Annotated in this window: 13 protein-coding genes; 1 reads left to right on the top strand and 12 read right to left on the bottom strand. The window is 70.8% G+C overall.

Annotated features, from left to right (window positions below):
• Positions 1 to 15 precede the first annotated feature (15 nt).
• From ACFWFI_RS29515 to ACFWFI_RS29460, 12 genes are all read right to left on the bottom strand, one after another.
• A complete protein-coding gene (locus ACFWFI_RS29515; RefSeq protein WP_387395903.1) occupies positions 16 to 2,256 on the bottom strand; it encodes an FAD/NAD(P)-binding protein in 2,241 nt (746 codons plus the stop codon).
• Positions 2,253 to 3,428, bottom strand: a complete 1,176-nt coding sequence (locus ACFWFI_RS29510) for a 2-aminoethylphosphonate aminotransferase (RefSeq protein ID WP_387395900.1) — start codon at positions 3,426 to 3,428, stop codon at positions 2,253 to 2,255. Before ACFWFI_RS29510 ends, ACFWFI_RS29515 begins: the two co-directional genes overlap by 4 nt.
• Positions 3,425 to 4,564, bottom strand: coding sequence for a phosphonopyruvate decarboxylase (gene aepY / locus ACFWFI_RS29505; RefSeq protein WP_387395897.1), 1,140 nt, complete (start codon positions 4,562 to 4,564; stop codon positions 3,425 to 3,427). Before aepY ends, ACFWFI_RS29510 begins: the two co-directional genes overlap by 4 nt.
• A complete protein-coding gene (locus ACFWFI_RS29500; protein ID WP_387395895.1) occupies positions 4,561 to 6,129 on the bottom strand; it encodes an isocitrate lyase/phosphoenolpyruvate mutase family protein in 1,569 nt (522 codons plus the stop codon). The genes aepY and ACFWFI_RS29500 overlap by 4 nt, the downstream gene beginning before the upstream one ends.
• A gap of 95 nt (positions 6,130 to 6,224) precedes the next feature.
• Entirely contained in the window at positions 6,225 to 6,995 is a 771-nt protein-coding gene (locus ACFWFI_RS29495) for an aldo/keto reductase (protein WP_387395906.1), read from the bottom strand.
• Positions 6,996 to 7,048: 53 nt separating this feature from the next.
• Positions 7,049 to 8,290 carry a cytochrome P450 gene (locus tag ACFWFI_RS29490; RefSeq protein WP_387395892.1) on the bottom strand — a complete coding sequence of 414 codons (1,242 nt, stop codon included), beginning with the start codon at positions 8,288 to 8,290 and terminating at the stop codon, positions 7,049 to 7,051.
• A gap of 50 nt (positions 8,291 to 8,340) precedes the next feature.
• On the bottom strand, positions 8,341 to 9,321 hold the full coding sequence (locus ACFWFI_RS29485) for a 3-oxoacyl-ACP synthase III family protein (protein WP_387395889.1): 981 nt from the start codon (positions 9,319 to 9,321) through the stop codon (positions 8,341 to 8,343).
• Positions 9,318 to 10,562: a flavin-containing monooxygenase gene (locus ACFWFI_RS29480; protein ID WP_387395886.1), complete on the bottom strand. Its 1,245-nt coding sequence runs from the start codon at positions 10,560 to 10,562 to the stop codon at positions 9,318 to 9,320. Before ACFWFI_RS29480 ends, ACFWFI_RS29485 begins: the two co-directional genes overlap by 4 nt.
• Positions 10,559 to 11,824 (bottom strand): acyltransferase family protein, encoded by a 1,266-nt coding sequence (locus ACFWFI_RS29475; protein WP_387395883.1) that lies wholly within the window; start codon positions 11,822 to 11,824, stop codon positions 10,559 to 10,561. Before ACFWFI_RS29475 ends, ACFWFI_RS29480 begins: the two co-directional genes overlap by 4 nt.
• 101 nt (positions 11,825 to 11,925) lie before the next feature.
• Positions 11,926 to 13,131, bottom strand: coding sequence for a beta-ketoacyl-[acyl-carrier-protein] synthase family protein (locus tag ACFWFI_RS29470; RefSeq protein WP_387395880.1), 1,206 nt, complete (start codon positions 13,129 to 13,131; stop codon positions 11,926 to 11,928).
• A complete protein-coding gene (locus tag ACFWFI_RS29465) occupies positions 13,128 to 13,430 on the bottom strand; it encodes an acyl carrier protein (protein ID WP_387395877.1) in 303 nt (100 codons plus the stop codon). The genes ACFWFI_RS29470 and ACFWFI_RS29465 overlap by 4 nt, the downstream gene beginning before the upstream one ends.
• Before the next feature lie 88 nt (positions 13,431 to 13,518).
• Positions 13,519 to 14,199 (bottom strand): lysophospholipid acyltransferase family protein, encoded by a 681-nt coding sequence (locus tag ACFWFI_RS29460; protein WP_387395875.1) that lies wholly within the window; start codon positions 14,197 to 14,199, stop codon positions 13,519 to 13,521.
• A 299-nt stretch (positions 14,200 to 14,498) separates the two neighbouring features.
• Between ACFWFI_RS29460 and ACFWFI_RS29455 the strand changes: the two genes are divergently transcribed.
• On the top strand, positions 14,499 to 16,091 hold the full coding sequence (locus tag ACFWFI_RS29455; RefSeq protein ID WP_387395872.1) for an MFS transporter: 1,593 nt from the start codon (positions 14,499 to 14,501) through the stop codon (positions 16,089 to 16,091).
• The last annotated feature ends 125 nt before the right edge of the window (positions 16,092 to 16,216 follow it).

Genomic DNA, 16,216 nt, shown 5'->3' with positions numbered 1-16,216 from the left:
CCCCTCCTCCGTCGTTCATACCCTCACGTCGTCCGCACGGCGCCGGCCCGCCGCTTCAGAGCTGTCCAGCACCCGCCAGAAGTCCTGGAGCCAGGTGAGCGTGTCCCGCATGACGTAGTGGTCGGAGCCCGGGCGCAGCGCGGAGAGAAGGAACGACCTGCGGCCCTCGGCCGCCGGCCCCAGCACGGTCAGACGGTCCTCGACGCTCCCGTCGGCACGCACGGGGTGCGAGCGCTCGGTGAGGTCGAGCCCGCCGGGCTCGAAAGCGTCCCCGGCTTCGGACGCGTTGCGCCAGAGCCGCGCGGTTCCGTGTTCCAGCAGGTTGCGGAACAGCGGCGACGCGTCACGTTGCGGGTCGAAGGGGTGGATCCTCGCGTCGGCCAGGGTGTCCACCAGGTGCGACGCGCCCGTGGCAGGCCCGTCGACACGGAAGCGCCCGGCCTTCCCGTCCCTCACGACGACCGCTCCGGGGCCGGTTCCGACGTCGAGCAGACCGTGCCGGACCAGCGCCCGGATACGCGACATGACCTCGGCGGCGGCGCCGTTGGCGAGCCGGTTGTGGATACGTACGTACCGCTCTAGGAAGACGCGGTGGGACGCTGGAGTGAGGCCGCCGTCGTCCACCGCGTACGAGATGACCCCGCGCAGATCCCGCCACACGCCGTCCGCGGCGGCCTTGTGCGGGTTGTCCAGATTGCCCTGCACCGCCCACACGTGGTCGCGGTCCATGAAGTCGAGGACCGCCGCCCGGTATTCCTCGGGCGACCGTGCGGGGCCCCCGGCGAGGGGCGCGACCGTGCGCTCCCAGCTGAACCGGTTGCCGTGCGGCTGTTCGTCGAACCACCGGGGTGAGACCCACGACGCGGTGAGGCGGTCCGGACCGGGGAGGTTCTGGCACAGGGCGGCCCTGGCAGCCGCCTCCCGCTCGGTCCCGAAGACCACCCCGATCCAGCGCAGGACGGTGGCTTCCACCGGCCAGCCGGACGTGTCGGCCTCGGCCTGCGCCACCGTCACCCGGCCGTGCAGGACGGCGTCGACCACGTCGGCCAGCTCGTCCACGGCGGCCTCCAGCGGACCGAGCAGCCGCGACGGGTTCTCCGGCTGCTCGCTGTGCGGCGGCCCGCCCGCGAGGAACCCGCGGTGGACACCCGCGAGCCGGTCGCCGAGGAAGTCGGCCACATGGCCGCCGAAGAGGGTGGTGTAGTGGACGAACGCCATCTCCAGGACCACGAGCGGCAGGACGTCCCGCTCGAAGTCCAGCTGACCGGGTCCTCCGCCCGCCCTGGGGGTGCCGACACTCCTCCGCAGCTGGTCCAGTGCCGTGGGCGTCAGGAACACCCCCCGGTGTTCCAGGCGGGCCGGGTCGGCCTCCTTGTGGTTGTCGGGGCGGGCGAAGGTGAACAGGCCCGTCTCGCTGAAGGCCAGCAGCTTCGCGGGCTCGGCTCCGCTCGGCCGGTAGCGCAGGCCGCCCTGCCCGTCGGGTTCGAAGCTTCCCCCTCGTCCCTCCGTGAGGAAGAGGATCTCGTCGATGGCGGTGAGCCCCATGCCGGCGATGCCCACGACGCGGCCGGCGTCACTCACCTCGGCCGTCAGAGCCTTGTCCAGCGGGTAGGCGTACGGGACATAGGCGGCCCCGGTGCGCCGAGCGAAGTCCGCCAGCGCCAGCGACCGCGCGGACCGGCGCGGATCGTGGTGGGTGTGACCCGTCACCATCAGCACCTGGTCGCAGGGGAAGACGACGCCGTCGGCCCCGTGCACCGTCAGCCCCTCGCCGTGCCGCCGAACGTCCACGACCTCCTTGTGGTCGAGGAACACCTCGACGCGCGGATGCGCGCGCAGTTCGCGGACGTAGGCGTCGAACATGTCCTGGAGCGCCATGCCGTGGACATAGCGCTTGGGCCAGTCCTCCGGGCCGATGTCGAGGTCGGGGTGGCCGGTCCGGAGGAACAGGCGCCGGCACCACTCGTGGAGGTCGGGGCGCTGATCGGGGTGGCGCAGGGGCCCGGCGCCCTTCACCGATTCGTCGGCGGCGAAGGACACCTGATTGCCGATGCGGTTCAGATAGCTCGTCCTGGGCTGTGTCGGGCTGTGCGCCTCCCCGGAGCCGAACTCCCCGGTGCGTTCGAAGACCCGTATCTCCAGCGAGCGTCCCGGACCGAGGCGGTCCATGCCTGCCGACAGCCGTTCCAGGGCGTACGTGGCGCGGGGCCCGCCACCGACGACGGCCAGCCGGTGGACCTCCGGTGTGCCGGTCACGCGGCCTCCCCGGGCCCGGAGCGCACGGGAGCGCCCCGTCCGTGACCGGAGAGCGCCTCGCCGAGCGCCGTGAGGAACCTGTCGATGTCCCGCTCGTCCATGGCACCCATGGTGGAGAGGCGGAAGAAGCCCCCGGCCAGCTGGTCCTGGGCCGCGTAGATCACGAACCCGGCCCGCTTGCAGGCATCGTGCAGGCTCTCGTACGGCATCTTGCCGGGCAGCCGGATCGCGCTCAGGCTCACCGCGCGGTGCTCGGGCTCGAGCATGATGTGCAGGCCCTGTTCGGTCAGGCCGGCGCGCAGCCGCTCGGCGAGGGCGCGATAACGCGCGCCCCTCGCGGCGACGCCCTCGGCGAGTGCGAGGTCGAGGGCCGCCTCGAAGGCGTAGAACACGGGGACCGATGGTGTGAAGGCCGGCGCACCGGCCTTCTCCTGGGCTCTGAAGTGCCGGTTCAGGTCGAGGTAGTACGTGTGCGCGGGGTGAGCGGCCAGGGCGTCGAAGTCACGCCGGGAGGCGCAGACGAAGGAGACGCCCGGCATTCCCTCCAGGCACTTGTTCGCTGTCCCGACCAGCCAGTCGACGTGGTCCCGCGTGATGTCCAGGGGCTCCGCGCCCACACTGCTTATGGCGTCCACGATGGTGCGGCGCCCCAGCTCGTGGGCCACCGCGCCGATGCCGGAGACGTCGTTGAGCATTCCGGTGCTCGTCTCGTGGTGCACCACGGCGACATGGGTGAGGGACGGGTCGGCGGCCAGTGCGCGGCCGACCGCCGCCGGCTCCACGGGGGTGCCCCAGCCGAGGTCGAGACGGGTGACGCGGATACCGTGGACGCTCGCGATGTCGAACAGCCGCTTGCCGTAGTGGCCGTTGTCGACCACTAGCAGCCCTCCGTCCGCCGGGATCGCCGAGGTCACGGCAGCCTCGAGCGCGGCTGTGCCGGAGCCGGTGAGCAGCACCGACGTGTGATCGGCGCCGCCCCCGCACACCGCGGTGGCCTTGTGCCGGATCCGGTTCATGAGCTCGCCGAACTCCGGCTCGCGGTGGCACATGTCAGGGCCGCCGAGCGCACCGCGCACCACTTCGGCCGTGTTCACCGGACCGGGGTTCATCAGCACCAGGCGGCGCCCGGTGAGGGCGGGTTCGGCCGGGACGGCGGGGGAGTCGCCGGTCACGAGGCGATCATCTCCTGGAATCGGGCGGCCGAAGCCGGCGGCGGCAGGGCCGGGCGCCCCAGCCCGGGGTCGGAATACGAGGCGATGCGTACGCGGATCAGAGAGGGCCCGACGTGCACCAGCTGTTTCTCCAGCGCGGCCACCAGTCCTTCGGGGCCCGTCACCTCGGCGGCCTGTTCGTAACCGCAAGCAGCCGCCACCTCGGTGAAGTTCAGATGCGCGGAGCCGGTCGGCTGGCCGCCGGTCGACTCGTACGACTCGTTGTCGAGGATGATGTGCAGCAGGTTGGGCGGTCCCAGCCGGCCGATCGTTGCCATGGCCTCCAGGCGCATGAGCGCGGCGCCGTCGCCGTCGAGCACGACGACCTGGCGGGCGGGCGCGTGCAGGGCGACGCCCAGGGCGATGCTGGAAGCACAGCCCATGGAGCCGACGACGTAGAGATTCCCGGGCCGGTCCCAGTCGTGCTCCAGTTCCCGGGCCGTCTTTCCGGTGGTGGCGACGACCAGGGCCCCTTCGCCGACGACACGCATCACGTGGGCGATGGCCTCGCTGCGCAGCATGTTCCCGCCGGCCGGCGCCTCCGCCCGCGCTACGCGCCCCCGGCCGGCTCCGGCCGGGGGCACGTAGGGGGCGACGGCCCCCTTGCGGACGACGAAGGCGAACGGCAATCCCGTGTCCCGCATGTGAGCGTCGGCCACCAGCAGGCGCTCGCGCAGGGCCTCCTCGTCCTGCGGCAGGATCTCGTTCCGGATCTCCATCGCCGTCAGGAGGTCCGAGGTGATCCGGCCCATCAGCTCGTGCTGGGGTTCGTCGGGCGAGCCCGGCTCCCCGCGCCAGGTGACGAACAGCAGGACGGGCAGGCGCAGCGTGTGGCACAGCGAGGTCAGCGGATTGACCGCGTTGCCGAGACCCGAGTTCTGGAGGATGACGACGGGGCGCCGGCCTGCCAGACGTGACCCGGCGGCGATGGCCACCGCCTCGCCCTCGTTGGCGGCGATGAGGTACTGGTCGGGGCAGGTGTCCTGAAGGCAGCTGATCACAGGGCCGAGGAAGGAGCAGGGCACTCCGGTGAACGGACCGAATCCCGCCTCGTCCAGGAGTGCGACGACCTTCGCGGGGTCAAGAATCGCGCTCAAGCCGTCACCTGCTCGGACACCAGCGCGCGCAGCTCACGCAGCTCGTCCTGCGAACGCACATGCGTCCATCCCTCCGCGACGCCGGTCGCCCGGACCGTCCAGCCTGTGGCGATGAGGTCGGACAGCAGGTCGGCCAGGGACACCGGGTGGTCCTGGCCCATGGCGCGCTTCTCCGCCGCCTGCTGGAGCGCGGTGAACCCACGCGCCGAGAAGGAGACGAGGCCGGTGAACTCGCCGTTCGCCGGACCGGCCACCTTCTCACCGAGAGCCGTCACGACATGCCCGCGGGTGCCGGCGAGCAGCCGGCCGCCGATGCTCTTCGAGGAGAGGGCCACCGGTACGCCGCCCCGCGCGGCCACATCCACCAGGACCGCGACATCAGCGGTCGAGGTCGTCAGCCGGTTGAGGGAGTCGGCGTCGGCGAATACGTCGTCGGTGCTCACCAGGGTCCGTCCGGCGAACCCGGTCGGCACCCCGGCCAGCGCCGCAGCCGCGTCCCCGGACGTCTGCCCGGCGCCCCCCGGGGCCTCCACCACATCGGCGACCCCGCTCTCCTTCAGCGCGTCGGTACGCAGCAGGGCGAGACCGGAGCGGGAGTCGTCGGCGGGATCCCGCAGGGCAGCGGTGGGTGCTCCGGGCACGATCACCGCCCGGGTGCCCGGGCCGCGCTCGCGGACGAACCGCTCCTCGTCCGCCTTCAGCGCGGCCATGCCCTGGAGGTCGAAGACCGTGGCGAGCGGCGCGATGCGCTTCTCGATCCCGGTGGTGCGCCCCTCCTCGAGGATCTTGCCGAACACCTCGGTGACCGCACTGATCCCCGCGCGCAGCCCGTGATTGGCGTAGATGACCATCTTGGCGCCCGCGGCGCCGAGTTCGTCCGCGGTGATCGTGTGATAGGTGGTGGGCACCACGACGACGGGCAGGTCGAGGCGCCAGCGCCGGAGGAACTCGAGGATGGGGTCCGGGGACGAGCCCTTGGCGTGAATCAGCACCGCGTCCGCTCCGGACTCGGCGTAGGCCTCGCCCCGCTTCAGGGCCTCCTCCATCCCGTGTCCGGCGATCAGGGCCTCGATACGGGCGATCACCATGAGGTCGGAGCCGCGCTGCGCGCTCTTGGCGGCCTCGACCTTTCCGCAGAACTCGTCGAGTCCCGCGAGCTCCTGGCGGCCCGGGATGAAGCTGTTGACCTTGGGGAAGACCTTGTCCTCGATGCTGACGGCGGCCAGCCCGGCGGCTTCGTAACGCCGAATCATGTGCATGACGTTGAGGGCATTTCCGTACCCCGCGTCGCAGTCGGCCACGACGGGGACGTCGACCGTGCCGGCGAGCGAACCGGCGATGGACAGCAATTCGGCCATCGTCAGCAGGTCGGTGTCGGGCAGTCCCTGGGACGCCGAGATCTCCAGCCCGCTCGACCAGACGCCGTCGAACCCCGCGCGTTCCGCCAGCCGCGCTCCCAGAGGGTTGTGCGCACCGACGATCCGGACCACCCCCGGCCGTGCGAAGAGCTCCCGCAGCTGGGTCGCTCCGCTCGTGCCGGCACTGTTTTCCCTGACGGCTTCCATACTGCCCCCTGCTTTCCTGTGATGTCCGGGCTGTCGTGCCCGGGTGTGTGCCGGTATCGCGTCGTCGCTGTTGTCACGGTGATGGACCCGGGTCCTCATCCGTAGTCGAAGGTGTCCGGGTCCGGCCCCCCGCGCCGGCCGGAGTCCAGGTCCGCGATCGCGGCCATCTCGACCTCGTCCAGGTCGAAGTCGAAGACGCGGAGGTTCTCGGCGATGCGGCTCGGCGTCGCCGACTTGGGGATGACCAGATTGCCCAGCTGGAGGTGCCAGCGGATGGCCACCTGGGCCGGGGAACGGCCGTGTGTCCGCGCTATCTCCTTGAGGACCGGAAGGTCCAGGAGACCGTGCCCCGAACCGAGTGGGCTCCAGGCCTGCGTGACGATGCCGTGGGCCGCATGGAACTCGCGCAGCTCCCGCTGCGGGAACAGGGGGTGGAGTTCCACCTGGTTGACGGCCGGCACGATGTCGCAGGTCTCCATCAGCCGGGTGAGGTGCCCGGCCGTGAAGTTGGAGACCCCGATCGCGCGCGCTCTGCCGTCGGCGTGGATCTTCTCCAGCGCGCGCCACGTCTCCACGTACCGGTCGCGCATGGGAAGCGGCCAGTGGATGAGGTACAGATCGACGTGGTCCAGCCCGAGGCGCTCCAGACTCGCGTCGAAGGCCCGCAGCGTCTCCTCGGTTCCGTGGTCGCCGTTCCACAGCTTGGTCGTCACGACGATCTCGTCGCGCGGGATGCCGGAGTCGGCGACGGCGGCCCCGATGCCCCGCTCGTTGCGGTAACTGGTGGCGGTGTCGAAGCTGCGGTATCCGGCCTCCAGCGCGGTCGCGACGACGGACCCCGCCTGCTCGTCCGGGACCTTCCACATGCCCAGTCCCAGCCGGGGGACCGTGACGCCGGTGTTGAGGGCGACTTCGTTCTTCACGCCCCCTCCTTCAGCCCGAGGTCGACCGGCAGGGAGTAGCAGCCGTGCAGATGGGTGGTGGTCCGGAAACGGATCTCGTCCTCCGGGACCGCGAGCTTCATGTCCGGGTAGCGCGTCACCAGGTGTTCCAGGACGACCTCGAGCTCGATCCGGGCCATCGCGGCGCCCAGGCACACGTGGATCCCGTGGCCGAATGCGAGGTGACGCGGACTGCGCGGACGGTCGAGGTCGATCACGTCGGGGTCGGGGAAGGCCGCCGCGTCCCAGTTCGCCGCCTGGACCGAGGCGATGACGCCCTCACCCGCGCGGATGGTGACGCCGCCCAGCTCCACGTCCTCGACGGCCACCCGCCGCGGCGAGTCCCGGACGATGGCGTGGTACCGCAGCAGTTCCTCCACGAGCACCGGGATGACCGAGGGGTCCTTACGGGCCCGCTCCGCGAGGTCGGGGCGCCGGATGAGTGTCAGGGCCGTCAGCTCGATCTGGTGGGCCGTGGTCGAGAAGCCGGCGAAGAGCAGCAACGCCACGAAGGACACCAGTTCGATGTCACTCAGCTCCGGATGGTCGCTGATCATCATGCTCAGCAGGTTGCCGTCGGGCTCGGCACGCTTGAGCTCGATCAGCTTCAACACGTACTGGAGAAGCTCCAGTTTGGCGTGGTCGCGCTCCTCCGACTCCAGCTCGTCGTGCGCGAGCACGATCCTGACGTTGCGTTCGAAGAAATCCAGTTCGTCGGCCGGAACTCCGAGCAGCAGGCTGATGGCCGTGGCGGGAATGGGGGTGGAGAACTCCTTGACGAGGTCGACCGGCTGGGGGAGAGCCTCGATGGCCTCACACCGCTCCCGGGTGATCCGTTCGATGTCGGGGCGCATCCGGGCGATGCGCTTGGGCGTGAACTCAGCCGCCACCATGCCCCTCAGCCTCGGGTGCTCGGGCGGGTCGGCGTGCGTCATGCTCAGGGGCAGATCCGTCCCGCCCGGCAGGTTCCAGCGGGGAAAACCCGGCGCCTTCGGATTCACGCTGAAGCCCGGAAGGGTGAGGATCTCGCGGACCAGTTCATAGCTCGTCGCCAGCCAGGCCGACGTACCGTCGGGCAGGGCCACCTGGGCCAGCGGGCTCTCCTCGCGCAGCTTCGTGACCGCCTCCGGCGGGGCGAACGGGCAGCCGGCGGGGGCACCTTGGGGCAGCTCGGGCACACCCTGTCGGTCCGAGGCGCCGGCGTTCACATCAACAGTCATCTGTTCCACCACTTCAGAGCTCGTTGCTGGACTGCTTGCTTCTTGCGGGCTCACCACTTCACGACGGCGGCGCACGCCGCCGTTCCGCCACCGAGGCCGGCGAGCATCACGCGGTCACCTCGCCTGATGCGCCCCTGCTGCACCTCGATGGCGAGGGTCAGGGGGATGGAGGCGGCCCCGGTGTTCCCGAACCGGTCCGCCGACAGCGCCACCTTGCCCGGAGCCGCACCGAGCCACTTGGTGCACAGTTCGACCATGCGCGGGCTTCCCTGGTGCAGTACGAAGCGGTCGATGTCGGCCAGCGTCAGCCCGGCCTCCTCGCACGCCTGGTGTGCCACGACCGGCAGAGCAGTCTCGGCCCAGGTCACGACCGCGCGCCCCTGCATCTCGAACCGGTCGGCGAACGGGTCCGCCGTGTTCCGCAGGGGCAGCGCGCTGCCACCGGCGCGCACCCGCACGAGGTCCAGGTGCTCGGGCTGGCACCGGGCCACGACACTGATGAGCCCGGAATCCTCGGTCGGCGGCTGGAGTATGACGGCGCCGGCGCCGTCGCCGAACAGGCTCACCGTCCTGCGGTCCGCCGGATTGACGATCGAGGAGTACTTGTCGGCACCCACGAGGGCCAGCGGGCCGCGGCGGCGCCACCCCTCGGCCGCACCGAGCCCGTAGAGGAACCCGGCACAGACACCGTTGACGTCGAAGGCCGGGATTCCCGTGAGGCCCAGGCGCGCCAGGACGAACGCCGCCGTCGGAGGCTGAGGCTGGTCCGGTGTGGAGGTGCAGACGATCACTCCGGCCAGGTCCTCGCCGCGCAGGCCCGCGTCCTCCAGGGCCATGGACAGCGCCCTGGCCGCCAGCGCGGACGTCGGCTCGTCGGAGGCCGCGTACCTGCGCTCCTCCACACCGGTGCGGTCGACGACCCATCCGGGGTCCGCGCCACTCCACCGGGAGATCGTCTCGTTGTCGATGCGCAGACCGGGGACGTGCCATCCCAGGCCCGCGACCCCCAGCCCCTGCTCAGCTGTCTTCATCGGTATGCCTCGTAGACCTTCTCTAGGATGCGGGCGGTGACACGGGAGCCGGCTCCCGAGGGAGCCGGGGCACCGGGTGGCGTGTCCGTGCCGTACCGCGGCCGGCTCAGCGCACGGGCGACGGCCGCCGCCTGCGGTTCGGCACAGCGGACCGCGGCCTCGCCGCACCGGAACCGGTTCATGAGGAACAGGCCACGGCACCCCGGAGCCTCCAGGGCCAGGCCGAGCCGGCCCTCGCGCAGCACCCGTCGCGCCTCGGCCGGCAGATGCGGCGAGCTCTCGCTGAAGCCCGTCGCCGCGATGACCGCGTCGAACTTCTCCGAGGTCCCGTCGGCGAACCGCACCGACTCCTGCTCCAGGGCCTCGACGCGGCTGTACACGCGCAGGCGGCCATGGCTCAGATGCGGCAGGAAGTGGTCGCTCAGCACAGGGGTGGAGGTGGCCAGCGGCTTGCCGGGCCTCGGCAGGCCGTAGCCGGCGTAGGAGCCCGTGAGCCGCCGCACGACCGACTCCGCCGCTTTCGCGGTGAGCCCGCCGACCAGGGGGACACGCCGCAGCAGACCGTCCGACGAGTGGTCGACCGGCTTGCCCAGGATCATCTTCGGCAGATGCCACTTCGGCGTCCGGATGCTGATGCCGACACCGGCCGCCGCCGTGACGAGGTCGCAGGCGATGTCGACGGCGGAGGCGCCGTTGCCCACCACCAGAACGTGCTTGCCGCGATACGGCTCGGGGTTGCGGTAATCCGACGAGTGCGCGTACGCGTACGTCGGATCGGCGGCCACCGGTACCTGGGGGCCCCGGGGTTCACCGTTGTGCCCCGTGGCGTCGACGACGGCGTCGAACGCCGCCTCGGCGTCCGAGCCGTCGGGCTCCACCCAGCGGACCTTCCAGGCACCGTCCGGCTGCCGCTCGACCGAGGTCACCCGGCACTCCCAGTGGCGCTCGGCGCCCTCGCACTCGGCGGCGACCTCCTCCAGATAGGCCGCGTAGCGTGAGTGGTGGAGGTACTGGACCGTTGCCTCGGCACGGATGGGGCTGCCGGTGAAGGAACTCAGCTCCCGTGACGTGTTCAGGTACAGGGCGTCGTACACCCGGCTCCGCGGTGAGGAGGAGTTCCACAGGCCTCCGGCTTCGCGGTCCTCGGAGAGCCAGTGCAGGGACCCGGCCGGAAGGTGCCGCTGGAGTTCGCGTACGGCGGCGATGCCGCAGATGCCCGAACCGATGACACAGACCTTCACCGTGACCGTCCCCCCGAGGTGCCGGGATCCACGAACAGTTCGGAGCCCTCGCGGTGGCGGTGGAGCTTCTTGGCGTAGTCGTAGGCGGGCACTTCGATGTACCGGTAGATCGGGATGGCGAGAAGGATGATGAGGATGAAGTACGTGAGCGCGAGGGGTATCTGGTAGAGCGCCCCGCCCAGCGTCCCGGTCGGCAGCGACAGCGCCCCGGACAGCCAGCGGACGACGAACGGCCCCGTCGGGAGGAAGACGAGGAGCTGGATGGCGTACATCCCGTAGGAGAGCTTGCCCAGTTCGACGAAGAGCCGGCGGCGCAGGAGCGAGGGCCGCCCGGCGAAGTCCGCCTGGGCCAGGGCGATCACCAGGATCGTCAGCGGGACCATTCCGACCGCGGTGCGCTGGAGGGGCCCCGGGACGTACGTGCCGATCAGATAGGCGACGGCGCACAACGACCAGGCCCAGCGGAGCCGGACGGTGGGCAGCACTCCCCGCATCAGCAGGATGCAGGCGATCATGCCGACCAGGAACTCCAGGAAACGGTACGGCGGGAACGGCAGGGTGAACCAGTAGGCCAGGTCGCCGCCCTTCGAGCCCGTGCTCATGTACGTCTCGTGCCCGCCGGTGCCGGTGACCGCGAAGTACTTCATCACGTACAGCGGCAGGGCGAACTCGAGGAGGACCGCGCAGCCCAGCAGCCAGTACAGGGACCGGGTGGGCAGCCTGCGGACAAGGAAGAGGGCCACCGGGAAGAGGAGGTAGAAGAAGCCCTCCGTGCTGAGCGACCAGGTCACGGGGTTGACCCCGTGGTAGATGTCCTGGAACGGCACCCACGACTGGAGCAGCGTCAGATGGAGCACCACGTTGCTCACGCTGATCGGCATGCCGATCAGGAGGATGGCTCCGATGGCCAGCAGGGACGTGAACAGGTAGACGGGGACGAGTTTGCCGACGCGCTTCGCCGCGAAGTTGGCCATGCTCGTGCCCTGGCGGGTGGTGAGTGCCAGGACGAATCCGCTGAGGATGAAGAAGCTCCCCACGGCGAAGTTGCCGCTCATGGTCAGGAAGCGGGGCCGCGAGAGCGACGCGAACTCCAGGTGGCCGCTCTCGCCGAACACCATCCTGAAGGTGGTGAAGTGGAAGAAGAACACCAGGATGGCGGCCATTCCCCGCAGGCCGGTCAGGGAATCGAGCAGTGGTGGGCCCCCCTTGGGCCGGAGCTGTGGGGTCTCGACCGGCACCTTCACAGGGCTTGGCGTGGTCATCCAGGTACTCCCGTTTGCTTCGTCTCTCGTAGGTCTTCCGGCGGCGCCGGCGATCCGGTGGTCGGGCCTTCAGGCCGTACGGGGGCCGGCGGGCCGGGTGGTCAGCACGCGAAGACCAGGGCGGTGTTGTGACCGCCGAAGCCGAACGACGTGGCCAGTGCGACGCGGTGGTCGAGTGCTCGGGGCTCCGTGCGCACCAGGTCCAGGTCGATCCCGTCCCCGGGCCGTTCGAGGTTGCGGACCGCGGGGACGAGCCCGTCGCGCAGGGTGAGTACGGTCGCGACCGCCTCGACGGCTCCGGAGGCGCCCAGCAGGTGCCCCGTGCACGACTTCGTGGCCGTCACCGCCGGGCGGTGGCTGCCCAGCGCGCGGTTCATGGCGCGGGACTCGGCCAGGTCTCCCGCCGGTGTCGCCGTCCCGTGGCTGTTCACATGGCCGATGTCCGCTGCCGTCACACCGGCGTCGCGCAGTGCCGTCTCGATGCTCCGCGCGGCACCGCTGCCCGAGGGGTCGGGGGCCATGAGGTGGTACGCGTCGGAGGTGGTGCCCGCACCCAGCAGCCTGCCCAGGACCGCGGCTCTCCGGGCCTCGGCGTGCTCGGCCCGCTCCAGCACCAGCATGCCCGCGCCCTCGCCCAGGACGAAGCCGTCACGGTCCTGGTCGAACGGCCGGCTGGCGGCCGAGGGGTCGTCGTCGCGGCGGGAGAGCGCGCGCAGCTGGGCGAAGCCGGCCAGAGTCATCGGATGCAGGCAGGAATCCGCTCCGCCCGCCACGACGACGTCCGCCCGATTCAGCCGCAGCAGATCCAGGGCCATGGCGATGGCCTCCGAACCTGAGGCGCAGGAGCTGACGGGCGTGTGGGCCCCCGCCAGCGCCCCCAGGTCCATGGCCACCTTGGCTGCCGCGGCGTTGGGCATCAGCTGGGACATGAGGTACGGACTGATGCGATGCGGCCCCTGCTCCTGAACGAGCGCGAACTGCCCGGGGACCGCCTGCACGCCGCCGATGCCGGTGCCGATCACCACAGCGAGCCGCTCCGGCGCCACATCGGTGGCCTTCGCCTGGTGCCAGGCCTCTCGGGCGGCGATCAGTGCGAGTTGCTGGACGCGCTCTATCGTCCGTGCGGTCATCCTGTCGAGGCGGCCCTCGACGTCGGCGGTTCCCGCGAGCCGGGTCGGCAGCCCCTCGAACCCGGGTCCGTCCAGCAGCCTGATGCCGGACCTGCCGGACAGCAGGGCGCGGTAGAAGCTCTCCGCGTCCGTGCCGATGGGTGTGACGGCGCCCGCCCCCGTGACGACGACGCTCATGACGCCGCCTTGTGCTCGGCCAGGTAGTCCAGGACCGCCTCGACGTCGCGCAGTTCGTTCACGATCTCGTCGGGGATCTGGACGCCGAACCGGGTCTCGCAGGCGACCATCAGCTCGATCTTCGCCACCGAGTCGATGTACAGGTCGTCGACCAGATCGGCCTCCGGGACGACCGAGTCCTTCGGCAGACCGGTGATCTCGGCGATGAGCGAGGCCATCAGCTCCAGGTTCGCCGCCTTGTCGGCATCGGCCCCGGCCGCGGTGTCCGGCCGGCTGTCCGTGATGTCGGACGCAGTCATCTGTGACTCCCATCGAAGAGTGGTGTGTCGGGGTGGTCCGGGGCGGGCCGCTCCCCGCCGGACCGGCAGGTGCCGGCCGGGGCCGATCTCACTTGGCGGCCAACGCCGCGCCCTTGACGGCGAATTCGGGAGCGAGCTCCTGGCCCGACAGGGCACCGATCTCGCGCATGATCCGGTCGGTGTACTGCCGGCGGCTGAAGCTCTGCTTCTCCCGGCCGGCGTATTCGTGGGGCGTGAGCGGTTCACCGAAGTGCACTTCGAACGAGGTCCGCTTCAGCAGCAGCCGCCCCGGACGCTGCACCCGGTCGGTGTCGACCAGGCCGCACGGCACCACGGGCGCCCCCGTCGTCAGCGACAGCCACGCGGCCCCCGTCTGACCCCGGTACAGCCGGCCGTCCGGCGAGCGCGTGCCCTCGGGGTGGATCCCCACGCCTGCTCCCTGATCGAGGAGTTCACGACTGGTCTCCAAGGCGGCGACACCGCCTCGGCCACCGTCCCGGCGGACCGGGATCATGCCGACCTGCTCGAAGAACCAGCTGCTGACGCGTCCCCTGAGCCCCTTCCTGCCGAGCCGTTCGGCCTTGCCCACGAAATACACGGGACGCGGCACGAAGACACTCAGGAAGATGTGGTCCGAGAACGACAGGTGATTCGCCGCGACGACGAATGGCCCGGATTTCGGTATGTGGGCCATGCCTGTGATGCGGGGCCGGAAATAGGCGACTGCCAGGCCCGACAGAATCTTGCGCGTGATCTCACGGCCGGCCATTACTTCCCCCAAGGCAGAATTCATTCTCGGGTCCGCGTCGGACACCGTCTCGGCGGCCCACTATGTCGAAGTACCCGAACCCAACTCAAGGCCGATTCGAGGGGCTTTACCGTGCGCGCACATTCGCTTTAGCGAGGCGCGCGGTACCTGGTAAGCCAGGCGCGACCCCAGGCCGCCGGAACGATCGAGCACGCCCCGTCGAGCGGTCCCGAGCAGGCCGAGAACCGTTGCCCCTGGCACCGGCTCGGATATCGTCGCGGCGTTCCATCCCCACCGGCGCGGAGTTCTAGGCGGTTCGCATGTCACGTATCGACGACTCGAGTATCGGCGGCAGCACGCCGCCCGAAGCCGTGCCCCCCGGCAGGGACTTCGAGCCGCGAAGAGCATGGCTGACACTCGCCGTCGTCGCCCTGGGCGCCATGATGGTCTCGCTCGACGGCACCGTCGTCCTGCTCGCCCAGCCCGCGCTCCAGGACGACCTCGGGGCGAGCCTGGAGCAGGTCCAGTGGGTCACGACCGGCTATCTCCTCGCGGTCGGCAGCCTCCTGGTGATCTCCGGGGGCATCGGCGACCGGATCGGCAACCGATGGGCCTTCCTGATCGGTGTCACCGGCTTCGCCGTGACCTCGGGGCTCATCGCCGGGGTCCACGACGCGGGTTGGCTGATCGGCCTGCGGGTGCTGCAGGGACTCAGCGGAGCGGTGCTCCAGCCGGCCACACTCGGGCTGCTGCGGGAGACCTTCCCGGACGACCGGCTCGACATGCCCATCGCCATCCGCAGCGCCGCGATCGCCGCATCCACCGCGGCCGGCCCGGTGGTCGGCGGGCTGCTGGTCGAGCACGTCTCCTGGCGAGCGGTCTTCATGATCAACCTCCCGCTGGGGTTCCTGACCGTGGTGGCGGGTGCGCTTCTGTGGCGCGGCAGGCCCGCGCGCCGCGTCACCCGGCCGGGCCGGCGCGGATTCGACTTCGTGGGCGCCGCCGTCCTGGCGACGGTCCTGTTCGCCCTCTTCTTCAGCGTCTCCAAGATCACCTCCTACGGGCTGCTCGACCTGCGCAGTGCCGGGCTGGTCGTCGTCGTGGTCGCCCTCACATGGGTCTTCACCCGCATCGAGAAGCGCGTCCGAGACCCGCTCATGCCTCCCGCGCTTCTGCGGGCGCCGGCGCTCGGCATCGGGTTCTTCCTGGTCATCACGTTGTCGTTCGCCATGATCGGCACGCTCTTCGTCCTCTCCTACTACGTGCAGAACCAGTTGGGGCTCGATCCGGTCGCGGGCGGCATCCACGTGCTTCCGCTCACCGGGACCCTGATCGTCGCCGCCGCGCTGTCGGGCTTCGCCATGCGGCGGGCCGGGCCCCGTGCGGTGGTCGGCGTGGGGCTCCTGGTCACCGCCGGCGCCACCTACGGGCTGTCCCGGCTCGGGCCCCACGCCGGTTCGCTGGAGCTGAGCCTGCTGCTGTTCGCCCTGGGAACGGGACTCGCGCCCGCCCTGGTCGGAACCACCAAGATCATCGTGTCGAACGTGCCACCGGCGCTGGGAGGACTGGCGGGCGGGCTGCACCAGACCGGCATGCAGATCGGCAGCGGCATCGGCATCGCGGTGATGGGCACGATGCTCGGCAGCCGCGCCGAGGTCCTCGTGCGCGCCGAACTCGACCGGGCCGGCAACCCCCCTGTGGACCCCGACGTCGTGTCCCGGGCGATCGGCGAGGCATCGGTCGGCCTCCACCGTCCTGTCCCCGGCATGCCCGCCGAACTCGCGTCCGCCTGGGAGCGGCTGAGCTCCTCCGTCTTCATGGACGCGATGGCGTACGCCCTCGGCGCGGCGGTGGCCGTGGCCCTCGCGGGGGCAGTCGTCGCCGCAGTGGGAGTGCGCGGCAAACGCACCTGACGTTTCGTCCCCAGCCCTTTTCGGACAACGCCCCGTCCGCGCGGCCCCCCGCCGCGCGGGCGGGGCGGGTTGTTTTTTTAGGCGGGCATAAGTGGAGACGGCGGTGGGAATTGAGTATTTAATAA

It is taken from the genome of Streptomyces sp. NPDC060209, from assembly GCF_042728155.1.
GTDB lineage: Bacteria > Actinomycetota > Actinomycetes > Streptomycetales > Streptomycetaceae > Streptomyces.
This window is presented reverse-complemented; position numbering and strand designations above follow the sequence as displayed.

Coding starts and splice junctions, on each gene's coding strand:
- ACFWFI_RS29455 (WP_387395872.1), top strand. CDS start 14,499: ATGTCACGTATCGACGACTCGAGTATCGGCGGCAGCACGCCGCCCGAA.
- ACFWFI_RS29465 (WP_387395877.1), bottom strand. CDS start 13,430: ATGACTGCGTCCGACATCACGGACAGCCGGCCGGACACCGCGGCCGGG.
- ACFWFI_RS29500 (WP_387395895.1), bottom strand. CDS start 6,129: ATGGAAGCCGTCAGGGAAAACAGTGCCGGCACGAGCGGAGCGACCCAG.
- ACFWFI_RS29485 (WP_387395889.1), bottom strand. CDS start 9,321: ATGAAGACAGCTGAGCAGGGGCTGGGGGTCGCGGGCCTGGGATGGCAC.
- ACFWFI_RS29490 (WP_387395892.1), bottom strand. CDS start 8,290: ATGACTGTTGATGTGAACGCCGGCGCCTCGGACCGACAGGGTGTGCCC.
- ACFWFI_RS29470 (WP_387395880.1), bottom strand. CDS start 13,131: ATGAGCGTCGTCGTCACGGGGGCGGGCGCCGTCACACCCATCGGCACG.
- ACFWFI_RS29475 (WP_387395883.1), bottom strand. CDS start 11,824: ATGACCACGCCAAGCCCTGTGAAGGTGCCGGTCGAGACCCCACAGCTC.
- ACFWFI_RS29460 (WP_387395875.1), bottom strand. CDS start 14,199: ATGGCCGGCCGTGAGATCACGCGCAAGATTCTGTCGGGCCTGGCAGTC.
- ACFWFI_RS29495 (WP_387395906.1), bottom strand. CDS start 6,995: ATGTGGAAGGTCCCGGACGAGCAGGCGGGGTCCGTCGTCGCGACCGCG.